At 67.5% G+C, this 19096-nt stretch carries 15 protein-coding genes; 3 read left to right on the forward strand and 12 right to left on the reverse strand.

Translation table 11 applies throughout. From position 1 onward, the window contains the following. Positions 1 to 63 precede the first annotated feature (63 nt). The 3 genes from AC2IR1_RS07490 to AC2IR1_RS07500 are packed head-to-tail and all read left to right on the forward strand — an operon-like array spanning position 64 to position 3550. A complete protein-coding gene (locus tag AC2IR1_RS07490; RefSeq protein ID WP_486475658.1) occupies positions 64 to 1026 on the forward strand; it encodes an ABC transporter permease in 963 nt (320 codons plus the stop codon). Continuing rightward, on the forward strand, positions 1023 to 1889 hold the full coding sequence (locus AC2IR1_RS07495) for an ABC transporter permease (protein ID WP_486475659.1): 867 nt from the start codon (positions 1023 to 1025) through the stop codon (positions 1887 to 1889). Before AC2IR1_RS07490 ends, AC2IR1_RS07495 begins: the two co-directional genes overlap by 4 nt. After that, entirely contained in the window at positions 1889 to 3550 is a 1662-nt protein-coding gene (locus AC2IR1_RS07500; protein WP_486475660.1) for an ABC transporter ATP-binding protein, read from the forward strand. Before AC2IR1_RS07495 ends, AC2IR1_RS07500 begins: the two co-directional genes overlap by 1 nt. A 111-nt stretch (positions 3551 to 3661) precedes the next feature. Here AC2IR1_RS07500 and AC2IR1_RS07505 read toward each other — a convergent pair whose 3' ends face one another. The 12 genes from AC2IR1_RS07505 to AC2IR1_RS07560 form a co-directional block, all read right to left on the reverse strand. Beyond that, positions 3662 to 5929 carry a glycoside hydrolase family 3 C-terminal domain-containing protein gene (locus AC2IR1_RS07505; protein WP_486475661.1) on the reverse strand — a complete coding sequence of 756 codons (2268 nt, stop codon included), beginning with the start codon at positions 5927 to 5929 and terminating at the stop codon, positions 3662 to 3664. A gap of 204 nt (positions 5930 to 6133) precedes the next feature. Next, complete coding sequence (locus AC2IR1_RS07510) at positions 6134 to 6628, reverse strand: Lrp/AsnC family transcriptional regulator (RefSeq protein WP_486475662.1); 495 nt, start codon at positions 6626 to 6628, stop codon at positions 6134 to 6136. A 236-nt stretch (positions 6629 to 6864) separates the two neighbouring features. Continuing rightward, a complete protein-coding gene (locus tag AC2IR1_RS07515) occupies positions 6865 to 7908 on the reverse strand; it encodes a siderophore-interacting protein (protein ID WP_486475663.1) in 1044 nt (347 codons plus the stop codon). A 19-nt stretch (positions 7909 to 7927) separates the two neighbouring features. After that, positions 7928 to 8698 carry an ABC transporter ATP-binding protein gene (locus AC2IR1_RS07520; protein WP_486475664.1) on the reverse strand — a complete coding sequence of 257 codons (771 nt, stop codon included), beginning with the start codon at positions 8696 to 8698 and terminating at the stop codon, positions 7928 to 7930. Further along, positions 8695 to 9672, reverse strand: coding sequence for a FecCD family ABC transporter permease (locus tag AC2IR1_RS07525; protein WP_486475665.1), 978 nt, complete (start codon positions 9670 to 9672; stop codon positions 8695 to 8697). The genes AC2IR1_RS07520 and AC2IR1_RS07525 overlap by 4 nt, the downstream gene beginning before the upstream one ends. Next, positions 9669 to 10661 (reverse strand): FecCD family ABC transporter permease, encoded by a 993-nt coding sequence (locus tag AC2IR1_RS07530; protein ID WP_486475666.1) that lies wholly within the window; start codon positions 10659 to 10661, stop codon positions 9669 to 9671. Before AC2IR1_RS07530 ends, AC2IR1_RS07525 begins: the two co-directional genes overlap by 4 nt. Next, on the reverse strand, positions 10658 to 11701 hold the full coding sequence (locus AC2IR1_RS07535) for an ABC transporter substrate-binding protein (protein ID WP_486475667.1): 1044 nt from the start codon (positions 11699 to 11701) through the stop codon (positions 10658 to 10660). The genes AC2IR1_RS07530 and AC2IR1_RS07535 overlap by 4 nt, the downstream gene beginning before the upstream one ends. 100 nt (positions 11702 to 11801) lie before the next feature. Continuing rightward, on the reverse strand, positions 11802 to 13883 hold the full coding sequence (locus tag AC2IR1_RS07540; RefSeq protein WP_486475668.1) for a TonB-dependent siderophore receptor: 2082 nt from the start codon (positions 13881 to 13883) through the stop codon (positions 11802 to 11804). Between the two features lie 465 nt (positions 13884 to 14348). Continuing rightward, the gene (locus tag AC2IR1_RS07545) at positions 14349 to 15275 is read right to left on the reverse strand and encodes a nucleoside hydrolase (protein ID WP_486475669.1); all 927 of its coding nucleotides are present in this window, start codon (positions 15273 to 15275) and stop codon (positions 14349 to 14351) included. A 99-nt stretch (positions 15276 to 15374) separates the two neighbouring features. Continuing rightward, a complete protein-coding gene (guaD, locus tag AC2IR1_RS07550; protein WP_486475670.1) occupies positions 15375 to 16751 on the reverse strand; it encodes a guanine deaminase in 1377 nt (458 codons plus the stop codon). A 4-nt stretch (positions 16752 to 16755) separates the two neighbouring features. Continuing rightward, positions 16756 to 17397, reverse strand: coding sequence for a glutathione S-transferase family protein (locus tag AC2IR1_RS07555; protein ID WP_486475671.1), 642 nt, complete (start codon positions 17395 to 17397; stop codon positions 16756 to 16758). A 3-nt stretch (positions 17398 to 17400) separates the two neighbouring features. Then, complete coding sequence (locus AC2IR1_RS07560) at positions 17401 to 19083, reverse strand: PDR/VanB family oxidoreductase (protein WP_486475672.1); 1683 nt, start codon at positions 19081 to 19083, stop codon at positions 17401 to 17403. Between the last annotated feature and the right edge of the window lie 13 nt (positions 19084 to 19096).

Consider the following 19096-nt stretch of genomic DNA (forward strand, 5'->3'; position numbering starts at 1 on the left):
AAAGGAAGGCGGCCATCGGGCCGTCTTTCCGCCGTTCCACTTCCGACCCTGAGGAGGCATCGCTTGTCCCCATCCCTGCTACCATGGTTCTACGTGGGTCAGCGCTTCGCCATTGCGCTGCTGACCTTGCTGATCATCTCCTTCACGGTCTTCTTCGCCTGCCAATTGCTGCCCGGTGACGTGGCAGAGATCCTGCTGGGCCAGGCCGCCACCCCCGAAGCCGTCGCGGGCCTGCGCGAGGCCATGGGCCTGAACCAGCCCGCGATCTATCAGTACTTCGGCTGGCTGGGCGGTTTCCTGCATGGCGACCTGGGCACCTCCTACGCCAACAACATCTCCGTTTCCGAGCTGATCAGCGGCCGCCTGTCGAACTCTCTGCGGCTGGCGGCGATCACCACGGTGATCTCGGTGCCCGTGGCGCTGACGCTGGGGATCCTGGCGGCGATGTACCGTGGATCCGCACTGGACCGGGTGATCTCGATCTTCACCATTTCCATCATCTCCGTGCCGGAGTTCATGCTGGCCACGCTCGCCGTGCTGATCTTTGCCGTCTGGCTGGGCTGGCTGCCCGCGCTGAGCCTGGTGAACGACAATGCCCAGAGTTTCGGTGACCTGCTGCGCACCTATGCGATGCCGGTGATCAGCCTGTCCATCGGCGTTTCGGCCCAGATGATCCGCATGACCCGTGCCGCCGTGATCGACACGATCAACACGCCCTACGTCGAGATGGCCCTTCTGAAGGGCGCGAAGCGTCGCCGGATGGTACTGGTGCACGCGCTGCCCAATGCCATCGGCCCGATTGCCAACGCCATCGCGCTGTCGCTGTCCTACCTCGTCGGTGGCGTGATCATCGTCGAGACGATCTTCAACTACCCCGGTGTCGCCAAGCTGATGGTGGATGCGGTCGCCACCCGCGACCTGCCGCTGATCCAGTCCTGCGCCATGATCTTCTGCGTCTCCTACCTGTCGCTGATCACCCTGGCCGACATCGTGGCCATCCTCTCCAACCCGAGGCTGCGCAAATGACCACTAGGACCCGTACCACCCCGCTTGGCTTCCTGCCCACGCCGCGCCGCCTGGGCTATCGCTTCAACGTCGTCGGTCAGATCGGCCTTGCCGTGATCCTCTTCTGGGCCGTGATGGCGATCATCGGCCCGATGATCAGCCCCTATCCCCCGGGGGAGATCGTCGACTGGGACTACTTCACGCCGATGAGCGGCAAGTTCTGGTTCGGCACCGATTACCTGGGCCGCGACATGGTTTCCCGCATCCTGATGGGCGCGCGCTATACCGTTGGCATCTCGCTTGCGGCGGTGGCGATCACCGTGACCGTGGGCGTGCTTCTGGGCATGGTCGCAGCCGTCATCGGCGGCTGGTTCGACATGGTGTTGTCGCGCCTTCTGGATGCGCTGAACGGCATCCCGTCGCTGCTGTTCGGCCTTGTGACCGTGGCCGCCATCGGTTCGTCCATTCCGGTCCTGATCCTGACGCTTGCGGCGATCTACATCCCCGGCGCCTATCGCTATGCCCGGGCGCTGGCGGTCAACGTCAACACGATGGACTACGTGACCGTGGCCCGAGCGCGGGGCGAGACGACCTTCTACCTGATCACGCGAGAGATCTTCCCTAACATCCTGGGCCCCGTTCTGGCCGACCTGGGCGTGCGCTTCATCTTCATCGTGCTGGTGCTGTCGGGCCTGTCCTTCCTGGGCCTGGGCGTGCAGCCGCCGAACGCCGACTGGGGCGGCCTGGTGCGCGAGAACATCGAGGGCATGGGCCTTGGCGCCCCGGCGGTGATCTTCCCCTCGATCGCCATTGCCACGCTGACCATCTCGGTGAACATGTTCATCGACAACCTGCCCACCAAGATCCGCGACAGGAGCGAATGATGACCAAGCCCCTCGTTTCCGTTCAGGACCTGCGTATCGGCGCGATCACCGACAGCGGCCGCCGGGTCGAGATCATCAAGGGTGTCAGCTTCGACATCGCTCCGGGCGAAATGGTTGCGCTGATCGGCGAAAGCGGATCGGGCAAGACCACGATCGCGCTGTCGCTGATGGGCCATACCCGCACCGGCTGCTCCATCGATGGGGGCCGCATCACGCTGGGTGCGCACGACATCACGGCGCTGTCCGAAAACGACCGCGCGGCGCTGCGTGGCACGCAGGTGTCCTACGTACCCCAGTCCGCAGCGGCGGCCTTCAATCCGTCGAAGCGGATCATGGACCAGGTGCTGGAGATCACGAAGATCCACGACCTGATGCCGCGCGACGTCGCCGAAAAGAAGGCGGTGGAGCTCTTCCGGGCGCTGGCGCTGCCCAATCCCGACAGCATCGGCGACCGCTATCCGCACCAGGTTTCGGGCGGCCAGCTGCAGCGCTTGTCGGCGGCCATGGCACTGATCGGCGATCCGCAACTGGTGATCTTCGACGAACCGACCACTGCGCTTGACGTGACCACCCAGATCGAGGTGCTGCGCGCCTTCAAGCAGGCCATGTCGGGCGGCGAAACCTCGGGCGTCTACGTCAGCCATGACCTTGCAGTCGTGGCGCAGATCGCGGACCGGATCATCGTGCTGAAGGACGGGCAAATCCAGGAAGAGGGCACGGCGGAGCAGATCCTGCATGCGCCGACCCATCCCTATACCAAGGACCTGCTTGCCGCATTCGAACCCAAGTTGCACGACGCCGCGGTCAAGGATGCCGAGGCCAGGCCGCGCCCGATCATCGAGGTGCGCAACCTCTGGGCCGGCTATGGCCACATGCGCAACGGAGAGCCGCAGGCGAAGATCCTGAAGGATGTGAACTTCCGGCTGGAGCGCGGACGCAACCTTGGTGTCATCGGGGAAAGCGGGTCGGGCAAGTCGACGCTCGCACGGGCCGTGGCGGGGATCCTGCCGCCCTACAAGGGCGACGTCCTGATCGACGGTACGGAGATGCGCGCGGACCTTGCCAAGCGCTCCAAGGAAGAGTTGCGCAAATGCCAGATCGTCTTCCAGCTGGCGGATACGGCGCTGAACCCCAACCATTCCATCGGGGCGATCCTGGGGCGTCCGCTGACCTTCTTCCACGGCTTGAAGGGCCGCGCCAGAGAGGCGCGCGTGATCGAACTGCTGGACATGGTGCAGCTGCCTGCCAACATCCGGCACCGCCTGCCGGGTGAGCTGTCGGGCGGGCAGAAGCAGCGGGTGAACTTCGCCCGCGCCCTTGCGGCCGAGCCGGAGCTGATCCTGTGTGACGAGATCACCTCGGCCCTCGATACCGTGGTGGCCGCCGCCGTGATCGACCTGCTGAAGGAGCTGCAGCGCGAGCTGGACCTGAGCTACATGTTCATCAGCCACGACCTGTCCACGGTCGAGGCGATCTGCGACGACGTGCTGGTCATGTACAAGGGCGAGGTGGTGGAGGCGCTGCCGGCGCGCGACATGTCCGCCAAGGCGGAGCACCCCTATTCGCGGCTGCTTATTTCCTCCATCCCGCAACTGGACACGGGCTGGCTGAACGGGCTGGAACAGGACCCCGAACTGATGGAACAGTTCGCCCTGCGCTGAAGGCGTCAGGCAGAAGACATGAAAAAGGCCCCTAGATGGGGCCTTTTTTGTTGCCTGCATGGTGCCTTCGCCCGGGTCCGCCTTTCACTAAGACGGCCCCGGGAACCGAGATCATTCAGCGTCGCTCAGCGCCTGGGCTTCCAGGCAGATGGCATCCAGGTCGGCGAGCACCAGCGGCACACCGGGGAATTCCGACAGAGAGGCGAGGGGGCAGTCGCAGACGCCCTCGCGTCCCGCAGGGTCGTTCATCAGATCGGCGACCCGCCCCCTGAAGCCGCCCCGCTCCTCGATCATGCCTTCCAGCCGCGGACCAAGGGCCGGGTGGTCCAGCCATTCGCCCAGGGAGGAATACTTGCCGAGCGTGATCTTCACCGGCGTGCCAGGAACCTCGACCACCTGCGACAGGCGCAGATCGCGGGAAGAGGCGCCAAGGTGCAGCGTCAGTGCGCCACCGGCAAAGACCCAGGCCCCGGCCTTTTCGTGCCAGTGGGCGAGGTGTTCGCGGCGCACGGCGATCTCGACCCGTTTTGCCTCGCCGGGGGCGAGGTGCACCTTTGCCCAGCCGCGCAGCTCACGCTCGGGCGTCTGGAAGGTGGCAGGGGTGGTGACATAGAGCTGCGCCACGTCGCTGCCCGCCCGTGTGCCGGTGTTGCGCACCGTTGCCTGAAGGCGGAAGGCAATGTCGTCGTCCGGTGCCATCACCTCGACCGAGAGGTCTTCGTAGGCGAAGGTGGTGTAGGACAGGCCGTGACCGAAGGCGTGATCCACCTCGATGTCGCGCGCATCGTACCAGCGGTAGCCGACGAAGATCCCCTCGCCGTGGCGGGCGACCTCGTGATCGCCGGGGAAGTTCAGGTAGCTGGGCGTATCCTGCAGGCGGCGGGGGATCGTCTCGGTCAGGCGTCCGCCGGGATTGACGAGGCCAGTCAGCACATCTGCGATCGCTTCGCCATGGGCCTGTCCGGTCAGCCAGAATTCGACGATGGCCTGCACGTCATCGCGCCAGTCGGCGGTGGTGACGACGGCGCCGTTGCACATGGCGGCCACGCGGGGCGTGTCGATGTCGGCAAGCGCCGCGATCAGGTCCAGCTGCTGGCGGGGCAGGTCGATGTGGCTTCGGTCACGCCCCTCGCTTTCGTAGGCGGCGGGAAGGCCGACCATCAGGATCACCACCTCTGCAGCTTCGGCCAATGCGCGGGCCTCCGACAGCAGGGTAGGGTCCGTGGCTTCTTCCTTCAGGGTGTAGCCGGGCGCGAAGCTGACGCTGGCACCTGCGGCTTCGGCGCGCGCGGTGAGCTCGTCCAGCGCAGTGCTAATCCGGCTGGGGTTCACGCGGGAACTGCCTGCGCCCTGGTAGCGGGGGCTGCGTGCCATCTCGCCCAGCACGGCGATGCGCAGGCCGGGGTGCAGGTCCAGCGGCAGGGTGCCATCATTGGTCAGAAGCACGGCGGATTGGGCGCTGGCGCGGCGCACCAGGGCGAGCTGCGCATCGGGATCGACCGGTGTGACGACCTTGTCGGCGGTCCGCTCTGCCAGCAGGCGCATGCGGTCGATCACCTCCTGCAGGCGGGCATCGGGGATCGCCCCCTCGGCATGGGCCTGGGCCACGCGGCCATCTTCGGGGCGGCCCGGCATCCGCACGTCGAGCCCGGCGCTGAAAGCAGCGACCGGATCGTAGACACCGCCCCAGTCGGACATGGTGATCCCGTCAAACCCCCATTCACCCCGCAAGACGGTGCCCAGAAGCCAGGCATGTTCCGAGGTGTAGGTCCCGTTGATCCGGTTGTAGGAGGTCATCAGCGCCCAGGCACCGGAGCTTTCGAAGGCGATCTGGAAGTTGCGAAGGTAGACCTCTCTCAGGGTGCGGGTGTCCATCTCGGCGCTGACGCGGTGCCGGTCGAGCTCCTGGGTGTTGGCCGCGAAGTGCTTCAGGCAGGCCGCGACGTTGCGGCTCTGAATGCCGCGGGCCGAGGCACCGGCGAGGCGACCGGAAAGGAGTGGATCTTCGGAGAAGTATTCGAAGTTGCGACCGCAGAGCGGGCTGCGTTTCAGGTTCAGCCCCGGCCCCAGCACGACGTCGACACCGGCCAGCGCCGCTTCGGCGCCGAGGGCCGCCCCGACCTCCTCGATCAGGGCCTCGTCCCAGGATGAGGAGAGCGTGACCGCCGGGGGGAAGCAGGTCGCGGGCATCGACCGTTCAAGCCCAAGGTGGTCGGGGTTCTCGTCGTTTTGCACACGAAGGCCGTGCGGACCGTCCGCAAAGCGCAGGGACCGAAGCCCCAGTTCGGGGATGGCCTGCGTCGTCCAGTAGTCCTTGCCGGTGTGCAGGGGCAGTCCAAGCCGAATGTCGTCATTGGCGGTGGTGTCGGGTGAGGTCATCTTGGGGTCTCTTCTGAGGCGCCGGTGGCAGGGCCGACGGGGCGTGCGTTCCTGCCTTCGAAGCACAGCTGCGCAGCGTCTTCAAAGCATTCCGGGCGCTGGAAAAGACCTGCGAAGAGATTCGCAATCTTGTGCTAGATTGCAATGTTAGCGCAGATCATTGTGCTGCGGGGATGCTGCAGATCCGGGCACCCTCGTGGGGGGTCAGACCTTGTCCTCGAACAGCCGGGTCAGCGGCAGACCGGTCTTGGAGAAGTTGGTCTTCATCACCACGAAGCTGAAGTACTTGTCGACGCCCACGTCGCGGTCGATCAGCGCCTCGACGATTGTCTGGTAGTCCGAGATGGAGGAGCAGACGAATTTCGCCAGGTAGTCGTACCCGCCCGAGATCAGGTGGCATTCCACGCAGCTATCGACCTTTTCCAGCGCTTCCTGGAAACGGGCGAAGTCGATCTGGCGGTGGTTTTTCAGGGTGAATTCGGTGAAGACGGTCAGGGTTTCGCCCAGCTTGGCCACGTCGATCTGAGCGGAATAGCCCGTGATGTAGCCAGCTTTCTGCAGCTTCTTCACCCGCATCAGGCAGGGCGAGGGGGTCAGGTGCACCAGATCGGCCAGTTCGACGTTGGTGATGCGCCCGTTGCGCTGCAGTTCGGACAGGATCCTGAGGTCGATCCGGTCGAGTTTGTAGCTGGCTTTCATATCGTCTCCCCAACCCGTGACCTGGGATCGAAGCTGCCCGGACGAAACCGGTCCGACATGCCCCGAAGCTCTTTCATACACAGGACCAAGCCGCCGCGCCATATCGGGATGAGGCATGTCGTACAAGCGCGGCATGAGGTGTGGAGGACCATGTGACGGCCCCTGGACGTTCGGATCGGGTCGGGGGGCTGCCCCGTATCACCATGCGCCGAGGGGCCCCGGGGCAGGCCTGCGGGTCAACTCCAGTAGCTGGCGAAGTAGCTGAGGCGGCGGTCGAACCCGGGAATGGCGGAAAAGTGATCGCGCGCCTTTCTTGCAAGGGGGGCGCCGGCGGCGATCCAGAGGAAAGTGCCTGCCTCGACCTCTGCCGTGCGCAGGCTGTCCCACAGGCCGTCGCGGCGATCAATCCAGCGCAGCGTGATGCCGGGCGGGACGACCTCGATCAGGCGGTCGCGGGGATCTGCCGTTTCCACCAGGACGAGGCCCCGGGCATCGGGGCTGCGGGCAAGCATGTCGCGGATCGCGGGCAGGGCAGTTTCGTCCCCGGCCATCAGGAAACGGTCCGCCCGGGGTAGGTCGCCGCCGCCGGGACCGGATATGACGAGCGGAGCGCCCGGTTCTGCCGTCTTGGCCCAGTCGGTGGAAGGGCTGCCGGGGTGATCGAAGATGTCGAAGGTGAACCGACCCTTGACCTCATCCCGCGTCACGAAGGTGAAGGCGGCCCGGTGCAGCTTGTCTTCGCCCTTCGGCCAGATCGTGCGGCCCTTCTCGCTCAGCGAGGGCCAGATCGCCTTTCGGCCGGGGGCGGGGATGAGCAGGGAAAAGTGCATGCCTCCGACCATCATCGCGGCGGTGCCCGGGCAGTCGAGCGTGACACGCAGGAAGTTGGCGCCAAGGCGTTCGGTCTTCACGAAGTTTGCGTGATACATGCCGGGCGGCAGGGTGCCCTCTGCCCCCTCCGTCGCATCGGGACGTTCCCAGCCGAGCGTTTCTGCCGCCTCGGGCCAGAGATGCTCCAGCATGTGGACGGCCCCTTCGCAAAGGTGATGGCGGGCGACCGTCGTGTCCGCGGCAACATGGACCGCGATCCCGGCGCTTTCGACCCGCAGCGTCGTGCGGCCCTGCGGCAGGATGAGGGTGATCCGGTCGGGGCCCGGTTCGACCGGCAGGGAGAACTGCTCCATGTAGTCGCGCACCTGCCGAAGGAAGTTCTCGGGCGGCTGCCTGTCGCAGCGGGCTTCGGCGGTGAGGGGGGATTCCTTGGTCAACGAGGTGGCCATTTCGAGGTCCTTTCCGGGATCAGCAGGGGATCACCATGGGCGTGCCCGCGACGGGATCGGGATGCACCACGGCGTCGAGGCCGAAGGCCTGCTTCAGGTTGGCTTGCGTCAGCACGGTTCCGGGCGGTCCTTCGGCAACGGGCCCGTCAGGTCCCAGAAGCAGAAGGTGATCGGAGAAGCGCGCGGCCAGCGCCATGTCGTGCAGGACGCTGACAACGGTCATCCCGCGCGTGGCGTTCAGGTGCCGCAGAAGGCGCAGGATCTCGACCTGGTGCACCAGGTCGAGGAAGGTCGTCGGTTCATCCAGCAGCAGGGTCTGCGGGGTCTGGGCCAGGACCAGCGCGATCCAGGCGCGCTGCCTCTGGCCGCCGGAAAGCGATGCGATCGGAAGGTCTGCCATCTCGGTCAGGCCCGTCGCAGTCAGCGCCTCTGCGCAGGCTTCGGCATCGCTGCTGCGCCAGGGGCCCAGCAGGCCGCGCCAGGGCAGGCGGCCCCGCCGGACCAGATCCCCGACGGTGATCCCTTCGGGCGCCAGAGGTGCCTGGGGCAGGATGGCCAGGCGCCGGGCCAGCGCCCTGTCGGGAATGGCGGAAAGGGATTTGTCCTGCAGCAGGACATCGCCGGACAGGGGGGGGATCAGCCGGGCCATGGTCTTCAGCAAGGTCGACTTGCCGCAGCCATTCGGCCCCAGGATGGCCGAAACCTTCCCCTCGGGCAGGCGGAGGGTGAGGTCGCGCAACACGGTGCGCTGGTCATAGGCAACGGTCAGGGCACGGGTTTCTAGGCTCACAGGTTTCCCTTTCCCATTTCGCGTGACAGGCGCCAAAGCAGGTATGGCGCGCCGAGCAGGCCGGTGACGACCCCGGCAGGCAGGCCGATGCCCGGCATGGCGGCACGGGCCAGCAGGTCCGCTCCGGTCAGGATCGCGGCGCCCGAAATCATTGCGGCGATCATCCGGGGGCCAAGGGCCCAGGCGCCCGCCAGGCGCGCCCCAAGAGGGGCCGCCATCAGGGCGATGAAGGGCACGGGTCCGGCGGTGGCCACGGCGAGCGCTGCCAGCAGCACCCCGGTTCCGGCAACCGACAGCCGCGCGCGTCCCACCCGCAGGCCAAGCCCCCCGGCCAGCTCCTCCCCCAGGTCCAGTGCCTGCAACAGGCGAAGCTGAGCCAGCGACGCCAGGCCCAGGATGGCCAGCCCAGAAAGCAGCAGGGTCACGTGATCCCAACCGATCGCATTCAGCGAGCCGGTCATCCAGCGGGTGGCCTCTGCCGCGTCCTGGGGCGGCAGGATCGTCATGACGAAGCTGGAGGCCGCGGTGGTCAGAAAGCCGACCCCAAGACCCACCAGCACCAGGATCAGCGGCGCGATGACCTGCCCGCGCCGGTGCGCGACGGTCACGACGAAGGCGGCGGTGGCAAGCCCGCCCAGGGCCGCGACCAGGGGCACGGGCAGGGTCAACCCCAGGGCCGTGGCCAACATGATGGCCAGCCCCGCACCAGAGGTGAAGCCCATGACATCAGGCGCGGCCAGCGGGTTGCGGAAGAGGGTCTGGAACAGCATCCCCGACAGGCCGAGCGCGGCGCCGACCAGCAGGGCCGCCGCGACGCGGGGCCCTCTGATCGAACCCAGGACGAGGGCGGCGAGATCATCCTGGCCGCGCAGCCCGTGCCAGATTTCGGCAAGACTCAGCGGGAGTTGTCCGATCATCAGGGCGGCAACCGCCAGCAGGAGCGTTGCGAGGAACAGGAGCCAGAGGCGCATCATGCGGTGGCCCCCGGCCGCAGGCCCCTTGCAATCCAGATGAAGACGGGCCCGCCCAGCAGGGCCGTCATGATGCCCGCCCGGATCTCCGTCGGGGCGAGGAGCAGCCGGCCGACAAGGTCTGCCAGCAGCAGGAGGAGCGCCCCCAGCAGGGCGGAGGCGAGCAGGCCACGGCGCAGGTCGTGGCCGACCAGCCTGCGGGCCAGCGGCGGCACGACAAGGCCGAGAAAGGCAATCGGCCCGGCAACGCCGACCGCGGCCCCGGTGCAAAGGGTGATCGCGACCAGGGCGGCACCCTGTACCCGGCCCGGATGGCTGCCCAGCCCGCGCGACAGCGCAGCCCCGAGGGAGAGCGCCTCCATCCGGGGGGCCATCAGCAGCGAGAGACCTGCGCCCAGGACGGCAATGCCGGCCATCAGCGCCAGCGGCCGCTGGTTCGCCTCGGTCAGGGAGCCCGCGACCCAGAACCGGTAGACCTCCATCGAGTCCTGGCGGAGCATGACGATGGCGGTCACGAAGGACAGCAGGAAGGCGTTGAGCGCGGTGCCCGCGAGGGTAAGGCGCACCGGGCCGGCATCCCCGCGCAGGCCACCGCCCAGGGCAAAGACCAGCAGCGCCGCACCCCCCGCGCCCGGAAGGGCGAGAAGCGACAGCGCCGTGGCATCCGACCGGCCAAGCAACGTTGCCCCCAGCAGCAGCGTGAAGGAGGCGCCGGCATTGACGCCCAGAAGGCCCGGATCTGCCAGCGGATTTCGGGTGACCACCTGCATGACCATGCCTGCAATGCCCAGGGCGCCCCCGGCGATGAGGCCCGCCAGAAGACGGGGCAGGCGCAGCTGCATCAGCGCCACATGGCTCGCATTTAGCGGATCATAGGCGGTCACGGCCTGCCAGGCGGAGGCCGCGGAAATGCCGCGATAGCCCAGGATCAAGGCCGCAAGGCAAGTCGCGACCAGCGCCAGCGCAATGAGGGGGAGGGCACTGCGTTTCAAAGGTTGCTGTCCGGCGCCAGCCCGAACTTGACCGCAGAGGCGACAGGGGTCGCCGGATCTCCATCGAGCGCGGCTATGATTTCCGGCTCGATCATCTCCAGCGCGAAGGGGATCGACAGCACCGTCGCGAAGGACAGCGCCCCGGACAGCAGGTCGCTGCCGAAGATTTCCCGGCCTTCCTTGTGGGCCTTCAATGTCTTGCGCATGGGCAGGTTCACAAGGTCGCCGGCGCGGGCCTCGGCGGAAATCCAGATCAGCAGATCGACATCGATGGGCGAAAGATCCTCGGGGGAGAGGCTGGCGTAGAACCCGTTGATCGGCGTCAGGGTGTCGAACCCGGGCGGCGACACGAAGCCGAGGTCTTCGAGGAAGCGGGCCCGGGCATCGCTGCCGAGGTAGACCCCGGTCTGCCCGCCGTCATGCCAGGCTGCCGCCGCGGTGCGGCCTGCCCAGTCGGGGTGTCTTTCGCGGACCGCGGCAACCTGTGCTTCGACCTGCGCCGTCAGCTTTGCCGCGCGGGCAACCCGCCCGGTGGCACGGCCCAGCATTTCCATCTGGGTCTGCCAGGACGTGCCGTAGGTGGGGGTGCCCTTGGGCGTCAGGATCACCGGCGCAATGCGCGACAGCAGCAGGTATTCCGCCTGGCCCATCCCGGATCCCACGGCAAAGATCAGGTCGGGCTTGAGGCTGGCGATGACCTCGGCCGAGGCTTCGCCGCGCATGATTTCGGGCATGTCCCCCTTGAGCAGCGGCCGCGCCCAGGGCCATATTCCACCTTCGTAGTCGCCGTACCAGTAGCGCACCGCGATGGGATCCAGCCCCAGGGACAGGATCGTGTCCTGCGTGTTGTATCCCAGCGAAACGATACGCGAGGCGGGCTTTTCCACAACCGTCTCGCCATAGACATGTTCGAAGCGTGCCGGTTCGAAGGTCTCCCCGGCCCGGGCCGGGCGGACGGAGAACCAGGAGGAGGAAAGCAGGGCAGGCGCAGCCAGTGCAGACCCGGTGCGGGTCAGGAAAGTGCGGCGATCTTTGCGCATGGCGCGGGTCCTTCTGCTGGGAATGCGGGGGGCAATGCCCCGGACGGAAGAGGGCGCCCCGGCCCGAAGCCGGAGCGCCCGTTGGTGAGCGGGTCGGGCGTTACCAGGTCTTGCGCAGGGTCACGGAGACCTCACGCCCTTCGCCGTAGTAAAGCGATCCGTAGTAGTCGGCCGTCAGGTACTGTTCGTCGAAGAGGTTGGAAACGTTGAGCGAAAGCGTGGTGTCCTTCGCCACCTCGTAGCTTGCCGCCAGGTCGTAGACCGTGCGGGCGGGCACCGAGGCGGTGTTGGCGCTGTCCGAATAGGACTGACCGACATAGCGCACACCGGCCCCGATCGTCGCCTCTCTCGGCAGGATGCCGGCGGCCAGCTTGTAGTCGAGCCAGAGCGAGGCGACGTTTTCCGGCACGAAGGCCGGGCGGTTGCCCTCGTTTCCGGCGATGCCGTTTTCCCGGATCTCGCCATCCCAGTGGCTGTAGGAGGCGATGATGCTGAGGTTCGGGTTGATCTGCCCCTTGGCTTCCAGTTCGAGCCCGCGCACGCCGACCTTGCCCACGGTTTCATAGGTCAGGGCCCCGGTCTGGGTCAGGACGTTGGACTGTTCCAGGTCGAAGACCGCAGCGGTCAGCAGCAGGTTCGTGCCTTCGGGCCGGTATTTCAGGCCGACCTCGTACTGGCGGCCTTCGGTGGGTTCCGCGATGCCGTCGAAGGGGCTCGGCGGTTCGAAGGATTCCGAGTAGTTGGCGTAGAGCGACAGGTTCGGCGTGGCCTTGTAGGTCAGGCCCAGGCGGCCGGAGGCATTTTCGAATTCCTGCGAGGTGGTGGTGCCGCCCAGGCGGTCCTCCACCTCCAGGTCGACCCAGTCGTAGCGGGCGCCGCCGGTCAGGATCCAGCGATCTGAGATCGTCAGTTCCTGCTGGGCATAGATGGACTTGGTCGTCAGCTCCGGCACCCAGTCGATGTAGTCACCCAGGGTGATGCAGGAGGTGCCGCAGTAGACGGGATCGGTGTAGTCAATCGGATCTGCCGATCCGGAGTAGGCGGTTTCGTCGACCTTGACCCAGTCGTATTCGGCCCCGAAGAGGCTGCGCGCCTCGATGTTGGAGCCGATGGTGAAGTCGTACTGCAGGCGGTTGTCGATCGCGAACTGTTCCGAGCTGGAGTAGACCGCGAAGGAGGAGCGGTCGGCGCTGGCATTCGCGCTGGCGCCATAGACCTGCTCGTAGGTCATGTCGAAGCGGGAGTAGCGGGCGACCTGGTCGAAGGAGAACCCGCCGCCGAAATCATGGTGCGCCTGCCAGCCGACAGAGGTCTCGCTGGTGTCGACACGGTTGAAGTCCGGCTCCCCGAAGAAGGAGGACGGATCGGCGTCCATGCCCGTCTTGAGGCCGGTGCCCGGGGTACCGTCGCGGTCGAAGTGATCCACCAGGAAGGTGACGGAGGTCGCATCCGTCGGCGCCCAGGTCAGCCCGAGGCCGAGGTACTTCCGGTCGTCGTTGGAGTAGTCGTAGGTCTTTTCCCCATCTTGCCACTTGGCCGTCACCCGGTAGCTGAGCGTGCCGTCGGCATTCAGAGTGTCCCCGAAATCTGTGCCGAATTCCAGGTGGTTATCACCCAGGGTCGTGTAGACCTCGCCAAAGCGGTAGTCCTTCGGCGTCTTGGAAACGGCGTTCACCAGCCCGCCCGGGGCGTTCAGCCCGAAGAGCGAGGAGTTGGAGCCCTTGAGCACTTCGATGCGTTCGTAGCCATAGGGTTCGCGGCGCGAATAGGTCCAGCCGAAGCCGCGGACGGGCAACCCGTCGCGGTAGGCGCCAAGGGACAATTCGTCGAAGCCGCGGATGCGGAAGCCGTCGTAGCGGTCGTCGCCGCCGCCCCATTCGTCGGCCACGACGCCGGCGGAATAGGTCAGCGCATCTTCGAGGTCCTGGACCGCGCGCTTCTTCATTTCGGCCTCTGTCACGACGGAAACGGAGGCGGAGCTGGAAAGCGCATCGGTGTCCATCTTGGACCCGGATCCGTAGCTTTCCGCGACGAGGCTGGTGCTGTCGTCACCGCCCTGGACGGTGATCGGAGCCAGTTCGACGGAGTCGTCCTGGGCCATGGCCGCAAGGGGTTGCAGGGCGGTGGTGCCGAGCAACACCAGAGTAAGCGCCTGACGGCGCCTGGAAAAATGGAGGTGCATGTAAACTGTCCCGGTTCTTATGCATGTGCTGACTGCGCTGGCAGGGCATGGCCGGGCTGGCGTACCTGAGTTCTTTAGTCAGCTTATTCTGATCATTCAAGCAATTCCCGCATGTCGGACAGTTGGCACGGGGCGCGCGCGGGGAGAGGAGGGCGTTTGCTGGGCAGGAACCGTTAGCGGGGCGCACGGGGGGGCTGCGTTAATTTTTCCGGCCCTCGAGCGCCGGGTGGCGGCAAGCCCATGGGTTAACGCCGAAATCCGACGTCGGTATCGCGTCGGTATTACGTCGGTATCACGTCGGTATTTTTCGCGGATCCGGGCATTCGTTACCGCAGCGCACGCCGGGATGCGTTAACACTTTTGCCCCGCCGGAGGGGCCCCGGCGGGGCGCCTGACCGGCTTGCGCAAAGACCAAGGTGCGGGTTTCGGGCGCGTGTCCGTCATCATGCCCGCGCCTGCGCCCGATCAGGCGTTGCGGAAGGTTTCGAAGAAGCGGGCCTTCACCTCTGCCGGATCGCAGGAGACGGCGACCTCGACCATGGGGCCTGTCGCGCGGCGGCGGGTGGCGCCGAACTCCGCCTCGGTCAGCAGGACCTCCAGCGGGGTTTCCACGGTGCCCAGCAGGTCGGGCATCAGCGCCGACATCACCGCCATGGGATCGTGCAGGCCGCAGCCTTCGAGCCCGATGGTGTGGTAGAATTCGAGATAGAAGAGCCCGATTTCCTGCAGGAAGGTGCCGTGGAAGGGGTGGAGCTGCGACAGGGTTTCGAAGTCCGCCTCGGTCAGCAGGACGGAGTTGGTCACGTCGAGGCCGACCATGCGGATCTTCGCCCCGCTTTGCAGCACCACGTTCAGCGCCTGGGCATCGTGGTATGTGTTGGCCTCTGCATGGGGCGTGATGTTGCCGGGCACGTCGAGCGCGCCGCCCATGAAGATGATGGCGGCGAGGTTGCCGGCGAAGTCCGGGTCGAGGCGGATCGCCTCGGCGATGTTGGTGATCGGGCCGACGGGGCAGAGCACCAGTTCCCCGCGATGTTCCCGCGCCATGCGGACGAGGAATTCGGCCGCGCTTTCGTCGATCTTGCGACCACGGACAGGGACGTCGGTCATCCGGCCGAAGCCCTCGGCGCCGTGGATGTGGTGCGCGGGGGTGGAGGGTTCCTGCTGCAGCGGGGCGCTGGCGCCCTCGGCCACGGGAAGGTCGAGGCCCGCGCGTTCCAGCAGGTAGAGCGCGTTGCGGGTCGCCTGCTGGACGGTGACATTGCCGAAGATCGTGGTCAGGCCCAGAAGCTCGATCCCGGGGTGCAGCGCCGCGTAGAGGATCGCCAGCGCATCGTCCACGCCGGGGTCGGTGTCGATGATCATCTTCAGGGGCGCGGTCGTCTCGGTCATGGGTCCAATCCTTGGCAGGTTCCGGCCATGGTCCTTGCCCCGGCGGGGGCCGGGTTGCAAGGGGGCGGGGTGCCGGGAGGGCTGCGGAGGGGCCGAGGCTCAGGCCGCGAGGCGCTGTTCGCCCGCGACCCAGACCTGGGCGATGGCGCCGCGATCTGCGGTCAGGACCAGCTTTTCGAAGACCTCGGGCAGGGTGTCGGTGCCGGCGAAGCGGCGGAAGGGGCTGCCGGGGGCATTGGCGCGGATCACCAGCGCGTCGAACTGGTGCCCGGTGGCGAACTGCCCGATGGGCAGGGAGAGCGCCTCGGCCCCGCCGGCGGTGGCCAGCCAGAAGGTTTCGACGGTGGTGAGCGGCGCCGTGCCCGGGCCGCGCCGGTCGGGTGGCAGGGCCGGGTCGCTGCCGGAGGCGGCGATGCGCGAGGCCATGAGCGCCTGCCGTGCCGTGTCGAAGAGCGAGGCGCTGAACCCGCCGGAGACATCGGTGCCGAGCCCCACGCGTACCCCTTCCTTCATGGCCTGCCGCAGCGGGAAGACCGCATTGGCGAAATAGGCGTTGGAGAGGGGGCAGTGGGCGACGGCGCTGCCTGCCTCGCGCATCAGGGTCATGTCGCCTTCGGTGATGAAGTTCGAATGGGCCAGCACGGTGCGGTCACGCAGCAGGCCGAAGCGGGAGAGCGCCTCGCAATCGGTGCAGCCGAGCCGGTCGTGGACATGGCCGACTTCCCAGTCGCTTTCGGAGCAATGGGTCTGGATGTGGCAATCCAGCTCCTCCGCCATGGCGCCGAGGCCTTCGAGCAGGGCATCGGTGCAGGAGGGGACGAAGCGCGGGGTGATCACCGGCAGGACCAGCGGGGCACGGTCGGGGCGGGCGGCCAGGGCGCGCAGGCGGGTGATGAAATCGCGGGTGGCGGCAAGGGCGGCGTGGGCATCGGCGTCGCGGTAGTAGTCCGGGCAGGTGGCCGGATCGTCCATCGCCACCTTGCCCACCAGCGCGCGCTGGCCGTGGCGCAGGCAGGCTTCGGCCAGGATCAGGTTGGGTTCCACGTCGACCGAGCCGAAGTAGAGCGCGGTGGTGGTGCCGTTGGCCAGCAGGGTGGCGACCAGATCGTCATAGACCTCTGCCGCGAAGGCGGGATCGGCGAAGCGCGCCTCCATCGGGAAGGTGTATTTCTGCAGCCAGACTTCCAGCGGTTCGTCCAGCGCCTTGCCCAGTTGCGGCCATTGCGGGGCGTGGACATGCAGGTCGATCAGCCCGGGCGTGAGGAATTCGTCCGGCCCCAGTTCGCGCAGCACGCCTCGGGCGCGGGCCAGGGCCAGGCGCGCGGCACGGTCGGGGTGGCCGGGGGGCAGGATGTCGGCGATGCGCCCGTCGGCGGAAAGCAGGAAAGCGTGGTCTTCCAGCACCTCCAGCCGGTCGCGGGCAGGGGTGTGGAAGGCCGTGCCGGTGATGACGCGGGCGGGGTCGGGAAGGGGCATGCGGTCAGGCCCCGAGGGTGGCGGGGAAGATGCCGGGCATGACGGCGAAGCCCGGGATGCGCTTCACGCGGTCGGTCCAGCGGCGCAGGGCCGGGTAGTCTTCGCGCGGGATGCCGCCCTCTTCGGAGAGCATCACGTAGGGGAAGCAGGCGAGGTCGGCCAGGGTCGGATGCGGCGCGGAGCAGATCCAGTCGCGGCCCTCGGCCTCGTTGAACCAGAGCTGTTCGTCGAGGATGGCGAACAGGCGGTGGGCGCCGGCCTGGGCCTTTGGCAGGTCGATGTCGAAATCCATCCCGATGGCCAGCCGCGCGGCGGAGGCGGTGGCCGACAGCCCGTCGGCGAGGGAGAGCCATTGCTGGATCTCGCCCAGCAGGGCGGGGTTGCCGGTGGGATACCACTGGCCCGAGGTGTCGTAGCGCGTGGCGAGGTAGACGAGGATCGCGTGGCTGTCGCGCAGCCGCAGGTCGCCATCGTCCAGCACCGGCAGCTGCCCCAGCGGGTTGATCGCCAGGAACTCCGGCGCCTTGTGTTTCATGCCGGGATAGAAGTCGATGTTGCGGCGGGTGTAGTCGATGCCGAGGATGCCGAGCAGCAGCCGGACCTTGTAGCAGTTCCCCGAGAGGTCGAAGTCGTGAAGGGTGATCATGTCTCAGAGATCCAGGATGAGGCGGTCGGATTTGGCGCGGCTGACGCAGGTCAGGATCCTGTCGCCGGCGGCCTTTTCGGCCTCGGTCAGGTAGACATCCTGGTGGTCGGGTTCGCCTTCGATCACGCGGGCCATGCAGGTGCCGCAGGCGCCCTGGCAGCAGGAGGAGGGCATGGCGACGCCCGCGTCCTGCAGGACCGAGAGGATGGAGCGGCCGGAGGGGACCTCCAGTGTCAGGGCCGACCGGGCGAGTTCGACGCGGAAGCTGCCGGAGGTGTCGATGTCGTTGGGGTTGGCGAAATATTCGAAATGCACCGCCGCATCGGGCCAGCCCGCGGCGCGGGCGGCGGCGCGGGTGGCGTCGAGCATCGGCGCGGGGCCGCAGACGTAGATCTGCCGGTGCGGCGCGGGATCCGCGAGCAGCCGGGCGAGTTCGGCGGAGGTCGCCTCTGCCGTCAGGCCGAGGTGGGTCTGCAGATGCGGGCCGAGGGCCGCGAGGCGGTCGGGGAAAGCCAGCTGCGCCTCGCTTCCTGCGAAGTAGTGCAGGGTGAAGGGCTGATCGTCGTCATCTTGCAGGGCGGCGGCCATGGACAGAAGCGGCGTCACCCCGATGCCGCCCGCGATCAGCAGCGTGCCTTCGACATCGCGGCGCAGGGGGAAGTTGTTGCGCGGCTCGGAAATCGCCAGCAGGTCGCCTTCGGCCAGGGTGTCGTGGATCAGGGCGGAGCCGCCGCCACCATTGGCCTCCCGCTTGACCGCGATGGTGTAGTGGCCGGTCTCGCCGGGGGCGTTGACCAGAGAATACTGGCGCAAGAGGCCGTTGGGCAGGGCGACGTCGATATGGGCGCCGGGCTGGGCCGTGGGCAGGGTGCCGTTGAGCGGCGCAAGATCGAGCGAGGTGATGCCTTCGGCCACGGCGGTCTTCTTCGCCACGCGGACGCGCAGGCGGGCGGGGCCGTCGGAGAGCGCGGGCATCTCGGCCAGCTCGGCCGGGACGGGTTCGATCCGGTGGGGGATCGGGTCGGGTGCGGGCGACAGGGCGGCGCGGGCGAGGATCCGGTCGCGGGCGTCCTTCAGCGCCTGGTTCAGGCGGCGGAGCAGGGGCAGGGGCGCCTCGCCACTGGTGACGAGACCCCGGATGATGGTGCGGCCCGCATCAGCGGGTTGCAGCAGCAGGGTCAGCCGGCCTGCGGGGCCGGCGGCGGTCAGGGCCGCGCCCAGCGGGCCGAAGCCTTCGGGGGCGAGGGTCGCCAGCTCTTCCGCGACCAGCGTGGTGGCGGCGGCCACGGGCAGCGGGCGCAGGGCCAGCCCTTCGGGCAGTTCGGGCAGGGGCGGGTCGATGTCTTCGAAATGGGTCCAGACGAGGCCGCCCAGTTCCACCGCAGGCCAGGTGCGGTTGCAGATGGTGCGCGCGGGCGCATCGGCGGGGTGGGCCGGGATGTAGGTGCAGCCGGCGGTGCGGTTGGCATAGCGCCAGCCGTGGTACTGGCAGACCAGTTCGGTGCCGGTGTTCACCCCGATGGACAGCCGCACACCCCGGTGCAGGCAGCGGTTTTCCCAGACGTTGACGTTGCCGTCATCGGCGCGCCAGATCGCCAGTTCCTGCCCCATCAGCCGCCCCTGGAAGACGTGATGCGGGGCAAGGTCGGTGCTGTTGGCCACCGGGACCCAGGTCTTGTCGGTCATTTCTTCGGTCCTT

The organism is Pseudooceanicola sp. NS-SX8, from assembly GCF_057380755.1.

Coding starts and splice junctions, on each gene's coding strand:
- AC2IR1_RS07535 (WP_486475667.1), bottom strand. CDS start 11,701: ATGCGCAAAGATCGCCGCACTTTCCTGACCCGCACCGGGTCTGCACTG.
- AC2IR1_RS07540 (WP_486475668.1), bottom strand. CDS start 13,883: ATGCACCTCCATTTTTCCAGGCGCCGTCAGGCGCTTACTCTGGTGTTG.
- AC2IR1_RS07495 (WP_486475659.1), top strand. CDS start 1,023: ATGACCACTAGGACCCGTACCACCCCGCTTGGCTTCCTGCCCACGCCG.
- guaD (WP_486475670.1), bottom strand. CDS start 16,751: ATGCCCCTTCCCGACCCCGCCCGCGTCATCACCGGCACGGCCTTCCAC.
- AC2IR1_RS07500 (WP_486475660.1), top strand. CDS start 1,889: ATGACCAAGCCCCTCGTTTCCGTTCAGGACCTGCGTATCGGCGCGATC.
- AC2IR1_RS07505 (WP_486475661.1), bottom strand. CDS start 5,929: ATGACCTCACCCGACACCACCGCCAATGACGACATTCGGCTTGGACTG.
- AC2IR1_RS07560 (WP_486475672.1), bottom strand. CDS start 19,083: ATGACCGACAAGACCTGGGTCCCGGTGGCCAACAGCACCGACCTTGCC.
- AC2IR1_RS07510 (WP_486475662.1), bottom strand. CDS start 6,628: ATGAAAGCCAGCTACAAACTCGACCGGATCGACCTCAGGATCCTGTCC.
- AC2IR1_RS07525 (WP_486475665.1), bottom strand. CDS start 9,672: ATGATGCGCCTCTGGCTCCTGTTCCTCGCAACGCTCCTGCTGGCGGTT.
- AC2IR1_RS07545 (WP_486475669.1), bottom strand. CDS start 15,275: ATGACCGAGACGACCGCGCCCCTGAAGATGATCATCGACACCGACCCC.
- AC2IR1_RS07555 (WP_486475671.1), bottom strand. CDS start 17,397: ATGATCACCCTTCACGACTTCGACCTCTCGGGGAACTGCTACAAGGTC.
- AC2IR1_RS07515 (WP_486475663.1), bottom strand. CDS start 7,908: ATGGCCACCTCGTTGACCAAGGAATCCCCCCTCACCGCCGAAGCCCGC.